The sequence below is a fragment of the Nocardia sp. NPDC004068 genome (genome assembly GCF_042874315.1).
Taxonomy (GTDB): Bacteria; Actinomycetota; Actinomycetes; order Mycobacteriales; family Mycobacteriaceae; genus Nocardia.
The window spans coordinates 382,924-399,350 of record NZ_JBIAMW010000001.1; the positions used below are offsets into that span (position 1 = coordinate 382,924).

General features: G+C 69.4%; 17 protein-coding genes. 13 read left to right on the forward strand and 4 right to left on the reverse strand.

Features of this window, described 5'->3' with window-relative positions:
- The first annotated feature begins 22 nt into the window (after positions 1 to 22).
- Together ACFYTQ_RS01740 and ACFYTQ_RS01745 are read left to right on the forward strand one after the other, a co-directional pair.
- Positions 23 to 436, forward strand: coding sequence for a hypothetical protein (locus ACFYTQ_RS01740; protein ID WP_387356188.1), 414 nt, complete (start codon positions 23 to 25; stop codon positions 434 to 436).
- Between the two features lie 102 nt (positions 437 to 538).
- Positions 539 to 751 (forward strand): hypothetical protein, encoded by a 213-nt coding sequence (locus ACFYTQ_RS01745; RefSeq protein ID WP_387356190.1) that lies wholly within the window; start codon positions 539 to 541, stop codon positions 749 to 751.
- Between the two features lie 17 nt (positions 752 to 768).
- Here ACFYTQ_RS01745 and ACFYTQ_RS01750 read toward each other — a convergent pair whose 3' ends face one another.
- Both ACFYTQ_RS01750 and ACFYTQ_RS01755 read right to left on the reverse strand, forming a co-directional pair.
- Entirely contained in the window at positions 769 to 1,203 is a 435-nt protein-coding gene (locus tag ACFYTQ_RS01750; protein WP_387356191.1) for a ferritin-like domain-containing protein, read from the reverse strand.
- Positions 1,200 to 1,736, reverse strand: coding sequence for a hypothetical protein (locus tag ACFYTQ_RS01755; RefSeq protein ID WP_387356193.1), 537 nt, complete (start codon positions 1,734 to 1,736; stop codon positions 1,200 to 1,202). The genes ACFYTQ_RS01750 and ACFYTQ_RS01755 overlap by 4 nt, the downstream gene beginning before the upstream one ends.
- A gap of 256 nt (positions 1,737 to 1,992) precedes the next feature.
- Here ACFYTQ_RS01755 and rimP point away from each other — a divergent pair, with 256 nt between their 5' ends.
- From rimP to ACFYTQ_RS01800, 9 genes are all read left to right on the forward strand, one after another.
- On the forward strand, positions 1,993 to 2,616 hold the full coding sequence (rimP, locus tag ACFYTQ_RS01760; protein WP_387356195.1) for a ribosome maturation factor RimP: 624 nt from the start codon (positions 1,993 to 1,995) through the stop codon (positions 2,614 to 2,616).
- A complete protein-coding gene (gene nusA, locus ACFYTQ_RS01765; protein ID WP_387356197.1) occupies positions 2,613 to 3,641 on the forward strand; it encodes a transcription termination factor NusA in 1,029 nt (342 codons plus the stop codon). The genes rimP and nusA overlap by 4 nt, the downstream gene beginning before the upstream one ends.
- A gap of 115 nt (positions 3,642 to 3,756) precedes the next feature.
- On the forward strand, positions 3,757 to 4,083 hold the full coding sequence (locus tag ACFYTQ_RS01770; RefSeq protein WP_387356199.1) for a YlxR family protein: 327 nt from the start codon (positions 3,757 to 3,759) through the stop codon (positions 4,081 to 4,083).
- A gap of 114 nt (positions 4,084 to 4,197) precedes the next feature.
- Positions 4,198 to 7,227 carry a translation initiation factor IF-2 gene (gene infB, locus ACFYTQ_RS01775; protein WP_387356201.1) on the forward strand — a complete coding sequence of 1,010 codons (3,030 nt, stop codon included), beginning with the start codon at positions 4,198 to 4,200 and terminating at the stop codon, positions 7,225 to 7,227.
- Between the two features lie 278 nt (positions 7,228 to 7,505).
- Positions 7,506 to 7,796, forward strand: a complete 291-nt coding sequence (locus ACFYTQ_RS01780; RefSeq protein ID WP_387356203.1) for a DUF503 domain-containing protein — start codon at positions 7,506 to 7,508, stop codon at positions 7,794 to 7,796.
- A 79-nt stretch (positions 7,797 to 7,875) separates the two neighbouring features.
- On the forward strand, positions 7,876 to 8,319 hold the full coding sequence (rbfA, locus tag ACFYTQ_RS01785) for a 30S ribosome-binding factor RbfA (RefSeq protein WP_387356205.1): 444 nt from the start codon (positions 7,876 to 7,878) through the stop codon (positions 8,317 to 8,319).
- A 37-nt stretch (positions 8,320 to 8,356) separates the two neighbouring features.
- Positions 8,357 to 9,361: a bifunctional oligoribonuclease/PAP phosphatase NrnA gene (locus ACFYTQ_RS01790; RefSeq protein WP_387356207.1), complete on the forward strand. Its 1,005-nt coding sequence runs from the start codon at positions 8,357 to 8,359 to the stop codon at positions 9,359 to 9,361.
- A 74-nt stretch (positions 9,362 to 9,435) separates the two neighbouring features.
- Entirely contained in the window at positions 9,436 to 10,788 is a 1,353-nt protein-coding gene (locus tag ACFYTQ_RS01795; protein ID WP_387356209.1) for an MATE family efflux transporter, read from the forward strand.
- Between the two features lie 53 nt (positions 10,789 to 10,841).
- Positions 10,842 to 11,801, forward strand: a complete 960-nt coding sequence (locus ACFYTQ_RS01800) for a metallophosphoesterase family protein (RefSeq protein ID WP_387356211.1) — start codon at positions 10,842 to 10,844, stop codon at positions 11,799 to 11,801.
- Positions 11,802 to 11,997: 196 nt separating this feature from the next.
- On the opposite strand, the gene ACFYTQ_RS01805 is transcribed toward ACFYTQ_RS01800, so the two are convergent.
- On the reverse strand, positions 11,998 to 13,059 hold the full coding sequence (locus ACFYTQ_RS01805; protein ID WP_387356213.1) for a tartrate dehydrogenase: 1,062 nt from the start codon (positions 13,057 to 13,059) through the stop codon (positions 11,998 to 12,000).
- Complete coding sequence (locus ACFYTQ_RS01810) at positions 13,056 to 14,528, reverse strand: NAD-dependent succinate-semialdehyde dehydrogenase (RefSeq protein WP_387356215.1); 1,473 nt, start codon at positions 14,526 to 14,528, stop codon at positions 13,056 to 13,058. The genes ACFYTQ_RS01805 and ACFYTQ_RS01810 overlap by 4 nt, the downstream gene beginning before the upstream one ends.
- Before the next feature lie 102 nt (positions 14,529 to 14,630).
- On the opposite strand from ACFYTQ_RS01810, the gene ACFYTQ_RS01815 reads away from it, so the two are divergent.
- Together ACFYTQ_RS01815 and ACFYTQ_RS01820 are read left to right on the forward strand one after the other, a co-directional pair.
- A complete protein-coding gene (locus ACFYTQ_RS01815) occupies positions 14,631 to 15,872 on the forward strand; it encodes an aspartate aminotransferase family protein (protein ID WP_387356217.1) in 1,242 nt (413 codons plus the stop codon).
- A gap of 20 nt (positions 15,873 to 15,892) precedes the next feature.
- Positions 15,893 to 16,390: a DUF3830 family protein gene (locus ACFYTQ_RS01820; RefSeq protein WP_387356219.1), complete on the forward strand. Its 498-nt coding sequence runs from the start codon at positions 15,893 to 15,895 to the stop codon at positions 16,388 to 16,390.
- The last annotated feature ends 37 nt before the right edge of the window (positions 16,391 to 16,427 follow it).

Here is a 16,427-nt window from a genome sequence, read left to right on the forward strand (position 1 = left end):
GCCGAACTGGTTGGTTCGCAGTGTGATCAAGCCCATTCTGGGTCTGGTGGTCGCCCTCACCGCGCTGACCGGTTGTGCGACCTCCGCGAGCGAACCCTCGCAGACCGCGGCCACCACGTCGCGCCCGAGCACGGTCACCGTCACCGACGGTGACCGCGCCTTCCTCACCGCCCTAGCCGCGAAGGGCGGCGGCCTCGCCCGCCTGGCCGTGAACTCCCCCTACGGCGCGATCTGCACCGGCCGCAACCTCGCCGAGGAGTTCGACCGCCTCGTCCGCGCGGGAAGCCTTCCGGCCCAGGTCTTCCCGTCGATGGTCGAGAACTTCTTCCTAGGCGACGGCTCCGACCAGACCTCCTTCACCCGCGACGAGGTAGCCGACATGATCCGCCTCGCCGTCTCGGTATACCAACCCCAGTACGCCACCGACATCCGCTGAATCCCTTGCGCGAGTTGGTCATTGGACCGAATCCGACTTGTCGGACCCTCGGCGTACCGTTCACTCCTGTCCGACGAAGCCACGCGCCTGTTGGAGGAACTGATGACCAGGACCTATGAGTACAAGAGCGACTTCGCGCGGCGGTATATCGCGCAGGGGGAAGCGCAAGCGCTGATGGTGATGTTGGAGGCGTTGGGGATTCCCGTCGATGACGAGGCGCGGGAGCGCATCCTCACCTGCCGGGATCCGGATCAGGTGCGGCTCTGGATTCGCCGGGCGGCCACCGTGGACTCCGTTGGAGCGTTGTTCGACTGAGGTGTCGGTGGTCGAGGTCAGTCCTTCCCCGGCAACACCGCTGTCGCCGGGTTCGTGCCCAGGATCGTTTGCCAGGTGGCCAATCGGACGGCCGATTCGGTCAGGGCCTCGATGGCCGTGTGGCGGAGTTCGGAGGTCGTCGCGCGTTCGACGACCGAGCGCCAGGCCGCGGCCGTGTCGGACTCGACCGTGACGGCCAGCTTCGCGGCGGGGATGGGGTCGTCGACGGGGAAGGGTGGGGTGTAGGCGGCCGCCGGTGCGGGGATCGAGGCGCCCAGGGATTTCAGCTGGTCGATCGTCGCGTCGCGGCGGGCGCGGTGGGCGGCGGTGTACTCCGCGACGATCTTGGTGCGCTCGCGGGAGGCGTAGGCGGCGATGAGACCGTAGGCGTAGACGGCGGCGTATTCGGCCTCGAGGGCCGCGGTGAGGGCTTGCTGGTCGGAGACGGTCATGCGAGCAGGACTCCCGCGTGGGTGGCGCAGCAGGCGCTGATCGAGGCGAGCAGGCCCGCGCGGTAGCCGGACAGGGTCTGGGACAGGTCGGCGGCCGACCGTTGGGAACGGCCCAACTGATCGCGCAGCGCGGCGACGGTCGGGGGCGAGGCGGGCGCGGGCGGTGGAGCGACCGGCGGCGTATTCGACTCGGGCTTGGTGCCGTCGCCGTAAACGCCTGTGGCACGGTCGATTTCGGCGCGCACCGCGTCGGCGTGCTGGGTGCGCTGCTCGGCGATCACCGTCAGCGCGGCCGTGCGGTCGGGCGCGCCGGCGATCGCGGCCCGCGCCCACACCGCGTCGGTGCGGGCCGACTGTTCCTGTGCGAGAAGGACATCCGGCTGCGCGGGCGGGTCCTCGGCGCAACCGGCCGCGCCCAGCACACCGAACGTCGCGACGCCACCACCCGCCAGCCGCAACAGGGTTCGGCGGTTCACGGCGGACGGGGCACGGCTCGACGGCGGCGGCGGGATCACGATGTGAGTGCTCGGCACGCCTACATCGTGCCAGTGATTGTGGCGAGACAAACCGCCGAGCCCACTCGACACGCTGTGAACTGCCCCTTCGGATGTCGGACCGCCGCGAGCACCCAGGGGAAACCGAACCAGGTTGGCTGGTCCTTTACACTCTTCGGGCGCGTTACGCTAGACCTCCGGCGGAGTATTCCGTCGAGACCCCGTGCCGACCGTGCTCGACCAGGACCGATATCGCCAACGCCACCGCGCCACAACTGAACCAGGAGCCGCCCACATGCCGATGCCGACCGAGGAAAGGGTGAGCCAGCTTGTTGCTGAGCTCGTCGAGCGCCGAGGATTCGACCTCGAGGGCGTGGCGATCACGGCTGCCGGTGGGTCGCAGGCGCGCGTGAAGATCGTGGTGGACAGCGATTCCGGGGTCGATCTCGACGAGATCGCCCATGTCAGTTCGGAACTGTCGGAGGCCCTCGACGCGGCCGGGGACTTCGGCGAGCTGTCCTACCTGCTCGAGGTCACCACCCCCGGCACCGACCGACCCCTCACCGCCCCTCGGCACTGGCGACGCGCCCGCGGCCGCAAGGTGCGGATCACGCTGCGCCCGGGCGCCCCCACCCCGGAGAACAGCGACCGCTTCGAGGCCCGCGTGGGCGCGTCCGACGACCGCGAGGTCGCCCTCGTCCTCGGCGGGAAACGAAAACCCCACCGCGTCACCGTGCCGCTGGCCGATATCGAAAAGGCCGTCGTCCAAGTGGAATTCTCCCCACCCGGCGAGGCCGAGATGCGATTAGCCGGGGGAGTGGCCCCCGGCCGCCCGGAACCGGGAGCCGGTTCCGCGGACACACCAGATGGAGAACAACCGGAATCAGTAGCCGCGCCGACCGAAGGGATCGTGGAATGAACATCGAGATCGAAGCCCTGCGCGCGATCGTCGCCGACAAGGGGATCGCGATGGAGACCGTGATCTCCGCGATCGAGTCCGCGCTGCTGACCGCCTACCGGCACACCGAGGGGCACGAGCCCAACGCGCGCATCGACATCAACCAGAAGACCGGCGTGGTCCGCGTGATGGCCCGCGAGGTCGACGCCGAGGGCAATGTCATCTCCGAATGGGACGACACCCCAGAGGGTTTCGGCCGCATCGCCGCCACCACCGCCCGGCAGGTCGTGCTGCAACGGTTGCGCGACGCGGAGAACGAGAAGTCCTTCGGTGAATTCTCCACGCACGAGGGCGATATCGTCGGCGGCGTCGTGCAGCGCGACGCGCGGATGAATGCCCGCGGCACGGTCGTCGTGCGCATCGGCAGCGAGGCCACCGGCGCGGAGGGCGTCATCCCGCCCGCCGAACAGGTGCCCGGCGAGACCTACGAGCACGGCGACCGGATCAAGTGCTACGTCGTCGGCGTCTCGCGCGGGGCGCGCGGCCCGCAGATCACCCTCTCGCGCACCCACCCGAATCTGGTCCGCCGCCTGTTCGCGCTCGAGGTGCCCGAGATCGCCGACGAGTCGGTCGAGATCGTGGCCGTGGCCCGGGAGGCCGGGCACCGGTCCAAGATCGCCGTGCGGACCAATGTGCCGGGCGTGAACGCCAAGGGCGCGTGCATCGGCCCGATGGGTCAGCGCGTGCGCAACGTGATGAGCGAACTCGCGGGGGAGAAGATCGACATCATCGACTACGCCGACGATCCGGCGACCTTCGTCGGGAATGCGTTGAGCCCCTCCAAGGTTGTATCGGTCACGATCGTGGACCCCGAGGCGCGCGCGGCGCGTGTGGTGGTCCCGGACTTCCAGCTCTCCCTCGCCATCGGCAAGGAAGGTCAGAACGCGCGGCTCGCCGCGCGCCTGACGGGCTGGCGCATCGACATCCGCTCCGACGCGGCGCCCGATGCGAACGGGTCCGTGCGCACCGAGGCGCAACACGGCTGAATCCGACGCGGACGGGCCGCGCCGCGCACCGAGGCACAACCGGCTGAGCCCGCCGGACGGGCCTCGGGATGACATGTTGATAACCAACCAGAGGGCTGGATGCGGAGATCGGGACGTGGCAGCGGTAGAGTGGTCTCAGGCTCAGCGCGAGTCCCCGACCTCTCTGCGCTCCGGACCCGTCCGGACCTGCGTGGGATGTCGGGAACGCGAGCTGGCCGCCGATCTGTTGCGGGTCGTGGCGCTGTCGTCGCAAGACGGTGTTGCGGTCGTTCCCGATCCGCGGCGCAGACTGCCCGGAAGGGGTGCCTGGTTGCACCCCTCTTCGGTCTGTCTGAGCAATGCAGTTCGGCGCCGAGCGTTCGGCAGAGCGCTAAGAGTGTCCGGAAAACTGGATATCTCAGCCCTGGAGCACTACGTGGAGAACAGGCACGAGCACTCATGAGCACACCGTGATGAAGTACCAACGATGATCGGCCATCGAAGATAATCGGAGGTCGTGCGGGCCATCCGTCCCCAGGGGGCGGGCGCCACGCTCGACCTCTCAGTGAGGAGAGCAGTGGCAGGCAAGGCCCGCGTGCACGAGTTGGCGAAAGAACTCGGTGTCACGAGCAAGGAACTACTCGCAACGCTCAAGGAGCAGGGCGAGTTCGTGAAGTCGGCGTCCTCGACGGTGGAGGCCCCCGTCGCCCGTCGCCTTCGCGAATCGTTCGCGTCGAAGTCGTCGTCGAACGGCAACAAGTCGGCCCGATCCGGCCAGAATCAGGGTCGTTCGGGCGGTAAGCCCGCGTCCGGAGCCACCCCCGGTCCCCGGCCCGGCCCCCGTCATCCGTCGCCGAGCCCGGCGCAGTCCAAGCCCGCGGACCGGACTCCCGCGGAGCAGGCCCCCGCGGCCCGGTCCGAGGCCCCGGCCGCCAAGCCCGAGACCTCCAGCGCGAAGCCCGGTCCCGCGGCCCGTCCGGGTCCGTCGCCCAAGCCCGGCGCCCCGCGTCCGGCCGCCCCGGCTCCCGCCGCCGCGCAGTCCGCGCCGCAGCAGGAACAACAGCAGGAGCGTCAGGACCAGCGTCCGTCCCCCGGCGGCCCGCGCCCCGGCCAGCAGCAGCAGCGTCCCGGCGGTCAGGGCCAGAGTGGTCCCCGTCCGGGCGGCGGCCCGCGTCCGGGTCCGAAGACCCCGCGCGTCGGCAACAACCCCTACTCCTCGGCTCCCGAGCGCGAGCGTCCCGCGCCGCGTCCGGCCCCCGGCCAGGGCGGCCCGCGGCCGACCCCCGGTCCCGGTGGCCCGCGTCCGGGTCCGGCCCAGGGCGGTCCGCGCCCGACGCCGGGTCCGCGTCCCGGCCCCGGTCAGGGTGGTCAGCGTCCGGCGGCCGCGCAGGGCGGCGGCCCCCGTCCGGGCGGTCCGCGCCCGAGCCCGGGTTCGATGCCGCCCCGGCCCAATCCGGGTGCGATGCCGCAGCGCGCGGCCCGTCCGGGTCCGGCCGGCGGCGGTCGTCCGGGTCGTCCCGGCGGTGCGCCGGGCGGTGCGGGTCGTCCCGGTGGCGGCGGCGGTAACTACCGCGGCGGCGGTGGCGGCGCGCCCGGCGGCGGCGCCGGTGCGGGTGCTCCCGCGGCCGGTGGCTTCCGGGGTCGTCCCGGTGGCGGCGGCGGTCGTCCCGGTGGTCCGGGCGGTCGCGGCGGCGCCGCGGGTGCCTTCGGCCGTCCCGGCGGCGCGCCCCGCAAGGGCCGTAAGTCGAAGCGGCAGAAGCGGCAAGAGTACGACTCGATGCAGGCCCCCTCGGTCGGCGGCGTTCGGCTGCCCCGCGGCAACGGCGAGATCATCCGGCTCGCCCGCGGCGCCTCGCTGTCGGACTTCGCCGAGAAGATCAACGCCAACCCGGCCTCGCTGGTGCAGGTGCTGTTCAACCTCGGTGAGATGGTCACCGCGACCCAGTCGGTCAACGACGAGATCTTCGAGCTGCTCGGCGGCGAGATGAACTACGTCGTGCACGTGGTCTCGCCCGAGGACGAGGACCGCGAGCTGCTCGAGAGCTTCGACCTCACCTACGGCGAGGACGACGGCGACGAGGACGACCTGCAGGTCCGCCCGCCGGTGGTCACCGTCATGGGCCACGTCGACCACGGTAAGACCCGACTGCTGGACACGATCCGCAAGACCAACGTCCGCGAGGGCGAGGCCGGCGGCATCACCCAGCACATCGGCGCCTACCAGGTGTTGACCCACGTCAACGACGAGGAACGGCTCATCACCTTCATCGACACCCCGGGTCACGAGGCGTTCACCGCCATGCGTGCCCGCGGTGCGAAGGCCACCGACATCGCGATCCTCGTGGTCGCCGCCGACGACGGCGTCATGCCGCAGACGGTGGAGGCCATCAACCACGCGCAGGCCGCGGACGTGCCGATCGTGGTGGCGGTCAACAAGATCGACAAGGAGGGCGCGAACCCGGAGAAGGTCCGCCAGCAGCTGACCGAGTACAACCTGGTGGCCGAGGAGTACGGCGGCGACACCATGTTCGTCAACATCTCCGCGCGCCAGGGCACCAATATCGAGCAACTGCTCGAGGCCGTGGTCCTGACCGCGGACGCGACGCTGGACCTGCGGGCCAACCCGGACATGGACGCTCAGGGTGTCGCCATCGAGGCGCACCTCGACCGCGGCCGTGGCCCGGTGGCGACCGTGCTGGTGCAGCGCGGCACGCTGCGGGTCGGCGACTCGATCGTCGCGGGCGACGCCTACGGTCGCGTCCGGCGCATGGTCGACGAGCACGGCGAGGACGTCGACGCGGCCCTGCCGTCGCGTCCGGTGCAGGTCATCGGCTTCACGTCGGTGCCCGGTGCCGGTGACAACCTGCTGGTCGTCGAGGAGGACCGCATCGCCCGGCAGATCGCCGACCGGCGCAACGCGCGCAAGCGCAACGCGCTGGCCGCGCGCAGCCGCAAGCGGATCAGCCTGGAGGATCTGGACGCCGCTCTGAAGGAGACCTCGGAGCTCAACCTGATCCTCAAGGGCGACAACTCCGGTACGGTCGAGGCCCTCGAGGAGGCCCTGCTGGGCATCGAGGTCGGCGACGAGGTCCGGCTGCGGGTCATCGACCGCGGTGTCGGTGGTGTCACCGAGACCAACGTCAACCTGGCGTCCGCGTCGAACGCGATCATCATCGGGTTCAACGTCCGGGCCGAGGGCAAGGCGACCGAGCTGGCCAACCGCGAAGGCGTGGACATCCGGTACTACTCGGTGATCTACCAGGCCATCGACGAGATCGAGAAGGCCCTCAAGGGCATGCTCAAGCCGATCTACGAGGAGGTCGAGCTCGGCCGCGCGGAGATCCGCGCGATCTTCCGCTCCTCCAAGTTCGGCAACATCGCCGGTTGCATGGTCACCTCCGGAACGGTCAAGCGCAACGCCAAGGCCCGCCTGCTCCGCGACAGCGTGGTGATCGCCGAGACGACGATCCAGTCGCTGCGCCGCGAGAAGGACGACGCCATGGAGGTCCGCGAGGGCTTCGAATGCGGTATGACCTTCGGCTACAACGACATCAAGGAAGGCGACGTCATCGAGGCCTACGAGCTCCGCGAGAAGCCGCGGGACTAGTCCCGGCGAAGGGCGTGCCGGGATCTGGGAACACCTTCGGTGCCGGGATCTGGGAGCACCTTCGGTGTCGAGACCTGGGCACGCCCCCCGGTGCCGAGGACCTGGGAAGGTCCTCGTCGTCCCGGGACCAGGAGGTCGTCGGTGCCGGGACAGGCAAGGTCCACGAGACCAGGAAGTCGTCCGTGCCGGGGCCGAGGGGAAACCCTCGGCCCCGGCACGCCGAAAACCCATGGCCCTGGCCCGCTTTCGGCCAGGGGAAGTCAGCAAGAGGTGAGCCGTTGTTCGTCGGGGCGCTGGAGTTCGACATCCTGCTCGGCGATGTGCATTCGTTGAAGGAGAAGCGGTCGGTGATCCGGCCGGTGCTGGCGGAATTGCAGCGCTTCGGGGTGTGTGCGGCCGAGGGTGGGGAACACGATCGGTACCGTCGGGCGCTGCTGGGCGTGGCCATGGTGAGCTCCGGGATGGGACATCTCACAGAGGTGCTGGACAAGTGTGAACGGCACGTCGCGGCCCGTCCGGAGTTACAGTTGCTGGCAGTGCGCCGCCGCGTCTTCGGCCCCGAAGACTGAATCGGATACCAGCGGCGACGGGAGGTCGGGCCCCCGGCCCGCTCTCGCCGCCGCAGAGCAAGAGTGAGGAGGGTCGGCCATGGTGGACCAGGCCAGAGCACGCCGACTCGCGAAGCGGATCGTTTCCATCGTGGGCAACGCGATCGAATACGAGATCAAGGATCCGCGGCTGCGTTTCGTGACGATCACCGACGCCAAGGTGACCGGCGACCTACGGGAAGCGACCGTGTACTACACGGTAATGGGCGAAAGTCTCGCCGTGGAACCGGATTTCGCCGGCGCCGCGGCCGGACTGGAGAAGGCCAAGGGCGTGCTGCGCTCGAAGGTCGGCGCCGGAACCGGCATCAAATTCACCCCCACCCTCGCCTTCGTCCTGGACACCGTCCCGGACGCGGCGCGGCAGATGGAGGAACTGCTGGCCAAGGCCCGCGCGGTCGACGAACGGGTGGCCCAGACCGCGGCCAACGCCACCCACGCCGGTGAGGCGGATCCCTACAAGACCGACCGCGACGAGGACGACTGACCGCCCACCCGGGCGGTCGCCTGAGATGGGCGCAGCGATGACAGCAGTTACGCCTGCGGCGGAGATCGCCGCGGCCGTCGAGGTCCTGGACGCCGCGCGATCGGTGACGGTGTTGTGTCATGTCCAGCCCGATGCCGACACCATCGGCAGCGGGCTGGCCCTGGCCCAGGTGCTGGCCCGGCGCGGCGTCCCGGTCCGGGTGTCCTTCGCCGAACCCACCGAACTGCCCGGCTCGATGCGCTCGCTGCCGGGCACCGAATATCTCGTCGCGCCCGACGAGGTACCGCACGAGGTCGATCTGCTGGTCGCGGTCGACTGCGGCAGCCGCGGCCGCCTCGGCGCGCTGGCCGACCGGATCGAGGGCGCGACGACCACGCTCGTGCTCGATCATCACCGGTCCAACACCCGGTTCGGCACCGTCAACCTCGTCGACGACGCCGCCGAGTCCACCACGAGCCTGCTCGCCCGCGTCTTCGACAGCTGGGGTGAGCCGATCGATACCGCCGTGGCGCACTGCCTGTTCGCGGGATTGGTCACCGACACCGGCTGTTTCCGCTGGGCGGGCCCCGACACCCATCGGCTTGCTGAACGTTTGCTCGCCACCGGGATCGACGGCGCGGGCATCACCCGCACACTCATGGACACCCACCCCTTCGGCTGGCTGCCGATGCTGTCGCGGGTGCTGGGCACCGCGCGGCTCGCGCCCGAGGCCGCGGGCGGGACGGGTCTGGTCTACGCGTTCGTCCGCCGTTCCGATATCGATGCCATGCGCTCGGAGGAGATCGAGAGCGTCATCGACGTCGTCCGCACCACCGCCGAGGCGGGAATCGCGGCCGTGTTCAAGGAGTCTCGCGCGACGCCGGGCCTGTGGACGGTCTCGCTGCGCTCCCGCGACAGCGGCGTCGGCGCGAACGACGGGGTCGACGTGGCGCACGTGGCGACCCGGCTCGGCGGTGGCGGCCACCGCTACGCCGCCGGATACACGACCCGGGGTACCGCCGAGGAACTGGTGGCCGCGTTGCTGGCCGAACTGGGTACGTGACCCGACCGGCCGGATCTTGTCGGTGCCCTGTGCGAAGGTGGGGGCGATGAGGCGATGACCGACGGGAGGGGTGCATGAGCGCGGCGGTGGAGTCGATCGATCCCGAACGGGTGGGGCCGCGGCGCATTCTCGGCATCGCCGTTCCGACGCTGGGTGTGCTTGTCGCCGAACCGATTTACCTGCTGTTCGATATGGCGGTGGTGGGACGGCTGGGCGCGCTGGCCTTGGCGGGCCTGGCCGTGGGCGGCCTGATCCTGGGACAGGTCAGCACGCAACTGACGTTCCTCAGTTACGGGACGACCGCGCGTTCGGCCCGAAGACATGGCGCCGGGGACGAGCGCGGCGCGGTGGGGGAGGGCGTGCAGGCCAGCTGGATCGCGATCGGGATCGGCCTGCTGATCGTCGTGCTGCTCCAGGTCTTCGCGGGCCCGGTGACCCGCGTGCTCGCGGGCGGCGGCGAGATCGCGGACGAGGCGCTGGGCTGGTTGCGCATCGCGCTGTTCGGGGTGCCGTTGATCCTGGTGACGATGGCGGGCAACGGGTGGTTGCGCGGGGTGCAGCAGACGCGGCGGCCGTTGGTGTATGTCATTGCGGGACTGGCGCTTTCGGCCGTACTGTGTCCGGTCCTGGTGCACGGGCTGCTGGGTGCGCCGCGGCTGGGGCTGGCCGGTTCGGCGGTGGCGAATGTGGCCGGGCAGGTGGTCTCGGCGGCGCTGTTTCTCAATGCCCTGGTGCGGCAACGGGTTTCGCTGTCACCCCGGCCTGAGGTGATGCGCGCCCAGCTCGTGCTCGGCCGCGATCTGATCGTGCGGAGTCTGGCGTTCCAGGCGTGCTTCGTCTCGGCGGGCGCGGTGGCGTCGCGGTTCGGCGCGGCGTCGGTGGCGGCGCATCAGCTGGTGTTGCAGTTGTGGAATTTCCTTGCGCTGACGCTGGATTCGCTGGCCATCGCCGCCCAGACCCTGACCGGTGCGGCCCTCGGCTCGGGCGACGAACGCGGCGCGCGACGGCTGGCCGCTCGGGTGACGCTGTGGTCGACCATCTTCTCGATCGTGCTCGCCGTGATCTTCGCCGCCGGATACCGGGCGATCCCCGAACTGTTCACCGGCGACGCCGCGGTGCTCGATCGGGCGCATGTCATCTGGTGGTTCTTCGTCGCGGTGCTGCCCGCCGCCGGGGTGGTCTTCGCGCTCGACGGGGTCCTGCTCGGCGCGGGCGACGCCGCCTATCTGCGCAATACGACGATGGGCGCGGGCCTGATCGGGTTCCTGCCGCTGATCTGGCTGGCGTTGATCCTGGATTGGGGCGTGGCCGGAATCTGGTCGGGTCTGAGCGCGTTCATGCTGCTGAGACTGGTGGCCGTCGGCGCGCGGGCGCTGTCCGGACACTGGGCTCGGGTGGGCGCGGAGGTGCCTCGATCGTCCGGGTGATCGTCGGGCGTGGGAGTCTGGACCGAGACGACGAGCAGAGAGGGTTGTGCCGCGTGGTACCGAAGTTGATGGCGGTGAGCGATATCCACGTCGGTCACCAGGGCAACAAGCCGGTGGTCGAGGGCATTCGACCGGATTCGCCCGAGGACTGGCTCATCGTGGCCGGGGACGTGGGGGAGCGCTCCGACGACATCCGCTGGGCGCTGAAGATCCTGCGCGAGCGCTTTGCCCGGGTCATCTGGGTGCCCGGCAACCACGAGCTGTGGACCACGTCCAAGGATCCGGTGCAGATGCACGGGGCCGCGCGCTACGACTATCTGGTGTCCATGTGCCGGGATCTGGACGTGCTCACCCCCGAGGACCCGTACCCGGTGTGGGAGGGCGCGGGTGCCGAGCAGTACGGCGGCCGCGTGACCCTGGTCCCGATGTTCGTGCTCTACGACTACTCGTGGCGGCCCGAGGGCACCATCACCAAGGCCCAGGCCCTGAGCGTGGCCCGCGACCGCAATGTGGTCGCCACCGACGAGTTCCTGCTGTCCTCGGAGCCCTACGTCACCCGCGACGCCTGGTGTCACGCCCGCGTCCAGTACACCGAGCGCCGCCTCAACGCCCTCGAACCGGACACCCCGCTGGTCCTGATCAACCACTTCCCGCTGGTCCGCGAGGCCACCCGGATGCTGTTCTACCCCGAGTTCGCCCTGTGGTGCGGCACCGACCTGACCGCCGACTGGCACACCACCTACAACGTGGTCTGCTCCGTCTACGGCCACCTCCACATCCCCCGCACCACCTTCTACGACGGCGTCCGCTTCGAAGAGGTCTCCCTCGGCTACCCCCGCGAATGGCAACGCCGCGGCCTCCCCGACAAACTCCTCCGCCAAATCCTCCCCGTCCCCGAATACGGCCCCGACGACCTCAACGAATGGGGCGGCCACTTCAAGATCACCCCCGAAATGCGCACCGCCGCAGCCGAAATGCGCCGCCGCGCCGACAAACGCCGCGGGGTGCACTGACCCCGGGCCCCGCGTTTCCACCCTCGCGGCATATTGCCGATGAATCTACGTGCCGTCACCTGTCTACGACCGACGTCGCCCCACCAGCCGCCGCGATACGATCGATATCCTGCGCAAGATCGAAATCGAGTTCGGTCAATCTTCTTCCGACGTCATGGGTGGTTATGCGGATGGATCACTTCGGTTCGAACAGCTTTCACCCGGTTGGGGCGATTTCGGCACCTCGCTTCGCGATCGCCGTTCCGACCTCGCTGGTGGTGTTCGTTCCACCGAGATCAGGAGTACGGACGCTTCCCTCGGCCAGTACCTCGCAGACCGCGCGGTCCACCGCGGCGGCGGCGTCGTGCTCGCCCAGATGATCCAAAAGCATTGCCCCGGTGAGAATCTGGGCAATCGGGTTCGCGATCCCCTGACCGGCGATATCGGGGGCGCTGCCGTGGACGGCCTCGAACATCGACGGTGCCTCGCGGGAAGGGTTGATATTGCCGGAGGGCGCGAGGCCGAGGCCGCCCGTCACGGCGGCGGCCAAGTCGGAGAGGATGTCGCCGAACAGGTTCGAGGCGACGATCACATCCAGCCGATCGGGGTGCAGCACGATTTCGGCGGCCAGCGCATCCACATGCATCTGACGAGTCTCGACGTCCGGATACTCGGCGGCAATCCGCTCGAAAACACTGTCCCAGTACGGCATAGAGTGGATCAGCCCATTCGACTTGGTTGCCGAGCACAGCTTCCCGCCACGCTCCCGGGCTCGCTCGAACCCGTACCGGATGATCCGCTCGCAACCCACCCGCGTGAACACCGACTCCTGAAGCACGAATTCCTCGGCCCGCCCGGGATTGTGGATGCCGCCGATCTCCGAGTACTCGCCCTCGGAGTTCTCGCGCACGATGAGGATGTCCAGGTCCTCGGCGGTACGGTCGGCGAGGGCGGATCGGGTGCCGGGTAGTAGACGGACCGGGCGCAAGTTCACGTATTGAGAGAAAGCGCGCCGCAACGGAATCAGCAAGCCCCACAACGAGATATGGTCGGGCACGCCCGGAAAGCCCACCGCACCAAGCAGAATCGCATCGAACCCGGCGAGTTGCGATGGACCATCCGACGGCATCATCGCCCCCGTGCGCAGGTATTGCTCACAGGACCAATCGAATTCGATCCACGAGATGCCGGGCAGAACAGCGTCCAGGACCTTGACGGCCTCGGCGGTGACATCCACGCCGATGCCGTCGCCGGGGATCGTGGCGATCGAATAGGTCACAGCTGCACTCCGATGTATTTGAGTTCGAGGAATTCATCGATGCCGACCAGGCCGCCCTCGCGGCCCAAACCGGATTCCTTCACCCCGCCGAAGGGGGCGGCGGGATTGGAGACCACGCCTTGATTCAGGCCGACCATGCCGGTTTCCAACGCCTCGCAGACGCGCAGGCCGCGGCGGAGGTTCTCGGTGTAGACGTAGGCGACCAGGCCGTAGGGGGTGTCGTTGGCGCGCTGGACGACCTCGTCTTCGGTGTCGAAGGGGGCGAGCGCGGCGACGGGGCCGAAGATCTCGGTGCCGCACATCGCGGCGTCGTCTGGGACGTCCACCAAAACGGTTGCGGGATAGAAGTTCCCGGGGCCTTCGACGGGCACGCCGCCCACCAGAACCCGGGCACCACGGGCGCGGGCATCGGCCACCAACTCGCTGACCTTGCCCACCGCGTCCGCATCGATCAGCGGCCCGACCACCACCCCCGGCTCGGTCCCCCGCCCCATCGGCAGCTCCCCCATCCGCGCGGCCAGCCGCCCGGCGAACTCCTCGAAAACCTCCCGCTGCACGAGGATTCGGTTGGCCGCCGTGCACGCCTGCCCGATATTGCGCATCTTCGCCGCCATCACCCCGTCGATCGCGGCATCGAGATCCGCGTCCGCGAACACGATGAACGGGGCATTCCCGCCCAACTCCATCGACGTGCGCATGACCGTGCGGGCGCACCGCTCCAACAAGACCTTCCCCACCGCCGTCGACCCGGTGAACGACAGCTTCCGCGAGCGTTCGTCGAGGATCAGCGGCGTCATCAGCGCCCCGGGATCGGCGGTGGTGACGACGTTCACGACTCCCGCAGGCACTCCGCACTCGCGCAGTATCTCGGCCAGGGCCAAGGTGCACAGCGGCGTCTGCTCGGCGGGTTTCACCACACACGTGCAGCCGGCCGCCAACGCCGGGCCGATCTTGCGCGTGCCCATCGCCATCGGGAAGTTCCATGGGGTGATCAGCAGACTCGGCCCGACCGGCTGCCGCGTGACCAGGAACCGTGATCCGCCTGTGGGCGCGGGCATGTACCCGCCGTCGAGCCGTACCGCCTCCTCGGCGAACCAGCGGAAGAACTCGGCGGCGTACGCGATCTCGCCGCGCGCCTCGGCCAGCGGCTTGCCCATCTCCAGGGTCGCGATCAATGCCAGCCGATCGACATCCTCGAGCAGACGGCGGTGCGCGCGCATCAAGATCTCGCTGCGTTCCCGTGGCGAAGTGCGCGCCCAATCCCGTTGCGCGGCGGCCGCGGCGGCCAGGGCGGCGAGACCGTCCTCGGGCCCGGCGTCTGCCACCCGGCACAGCACCTGCCCGGTCGACGGGTCGTCGACCGGCATGGTCGCCGCCGTGTCCCGCCACTGCCCACCGATGAACAATCCGGTGGGCACGCTGTCGATCGCGGCCCGCTCGGTCCGGTCGAGACTGTCGGTCTGCGTCATCGCGCGCTCCTCACCCATTGCCGCTGTCCCGCTCGCCATGTTATGCATATTGTCGACAATCAGACAATAGACAATCTCCTCGTCTCCGGGAGGCGGATCACCATGACGGCCCTATCACCCGTTCTGAAGCAGGCCACTCCGATCACCGTCGACCACGGCGAGGGCTGCTACCTCTACGCCACCGACGGCAGGCGCTATCTCGACTTCACGGCCGGCATCGGGGTGACCAGTACGGGGCACTGCCATCCGAAGGTCGTGGAGGCGGCGCGGGCGCAGGTCGGCAGCCTCATTCACGGGCAGTACACGACCGTCATGCACAAGCCGATGCTCGCGCTGGTCGAGCGGTTGGGGACGGTGCTGCCCGAGGGGCTGGACTCGATCTTCTTCGCCAACTCCGGTAGCGAGGCGGTGGAGGCGGCGCTGCGGCTGTCGCGGCAGGCGACCGGGCGTCCGAATGTCGTTGTGTTCCATGGTGGTTTCCACGGGCGGACGGTCGCGGCGGCGACCATGACGACCTCCGGGACGCGGTTCTCGGCCGGGTTCAGCCCGCTCATGTCCGGGGTGCACGTCGCGCCGTTCCCGACCGCCTATCGGTACGGGTGGAGTGAGGAGCAGGCTACGGATTTCGCCCTGCGCGAGCTGGACTATCTGCTGACCACGCTCACCTCCCCGGCGGAGACGGCGGCGTTCGTCGTCGAGCCGGTGCTCGGCGAGGGCGGCTACATTCCGGGCAACACCCGCTTCTTCCAAGGACTGCGCGAGCGGGCCGATCGGCACGGCATTCTGCTGGTGTTCGACGAGATCCAGACCGGGTTCGGGCGCACCGGAAAGTTCTTCGGGCATCAGCATTTCGACGTCAAGCCCGACATCATCACCATCGCCAAGGGACTGGCGAGCGGGTTCCCGATCTCCGGTATCGCCGCCTCGCGCGAGTTGATGGCCAAGGCGTGGCCGGGTTCGCAGGGCGGGACCTACGGCGGCAACGCGGTCGCGTGCGCGGCGGCGCTGGCCACCATCGACGTCATCGAATCCGAGGGGCTGGTGGAGAACGCCGCCGAGCGCGGGCGGCAACTGCTGACCGGCGTGCGCGACCGGGCCACCAAGGCGATCGGCGACGTGCGCGGGCTGGGACTCATGGTGGGGGCCGAATTCGTCACCGCCACAGGCGAACCCGATACCGAGACCGCGTCGTCCGCGCAGCGTCTCGCGGTCGAGAAGGGCATGCTGTTGCTGACCTGCGGGGCGCACATGAATGTCGTGCGCATGATTCCGCCGCTGGTCGTGACGGCCGAACAGGTCGACGACGCGCTCGCCGTCTGGTCCGCCGTCCTCGACGAATTGTGAACCGGGACAGGAGATTACGAATGCCTCGCTACATCACCATCACCCTCACCAAGGCGGGCGTGACCTGCCGCGCCCGCCTGCTCGACGAGGACGCCCCGCACACCTGCGAGGCCGTCTGGAACGCGCTCCCGCAGGAGGGCGACGCCTTCCACGCCAAATACGCCCGCAACGAGGTCTACACCCTCGTCCCCCGCATCACCGCCGCCCCGCGCCGCGAAAACCCCACGGTCACACCGATTCCCGGCGATGTGTGCCTGTTCGATTTCGAGCCGTGGGAGATCGGCAACCCCGCCTACGGCTACGAACCCGGCTCCGCCGCCCACGACGCCCAGGGCGCCACCGACCTGGCACTCTTCTACGGACGCAACAACCTGCTGATCAACGGCGATCTGGGCTGGGTGCCCGGCAGCGTCTTCGCCACGATCGAAGAGGGCCTGCCGGACCTGGCGACGGCCTGCAACAACCTGTGGCTGCGCGGCGTCGAGGGCGAGACCCTCGCCTTCGCCCGCGCCGACTAGCGAACGATCGGGCGGTGCACGATGGTCGTGCACCGCC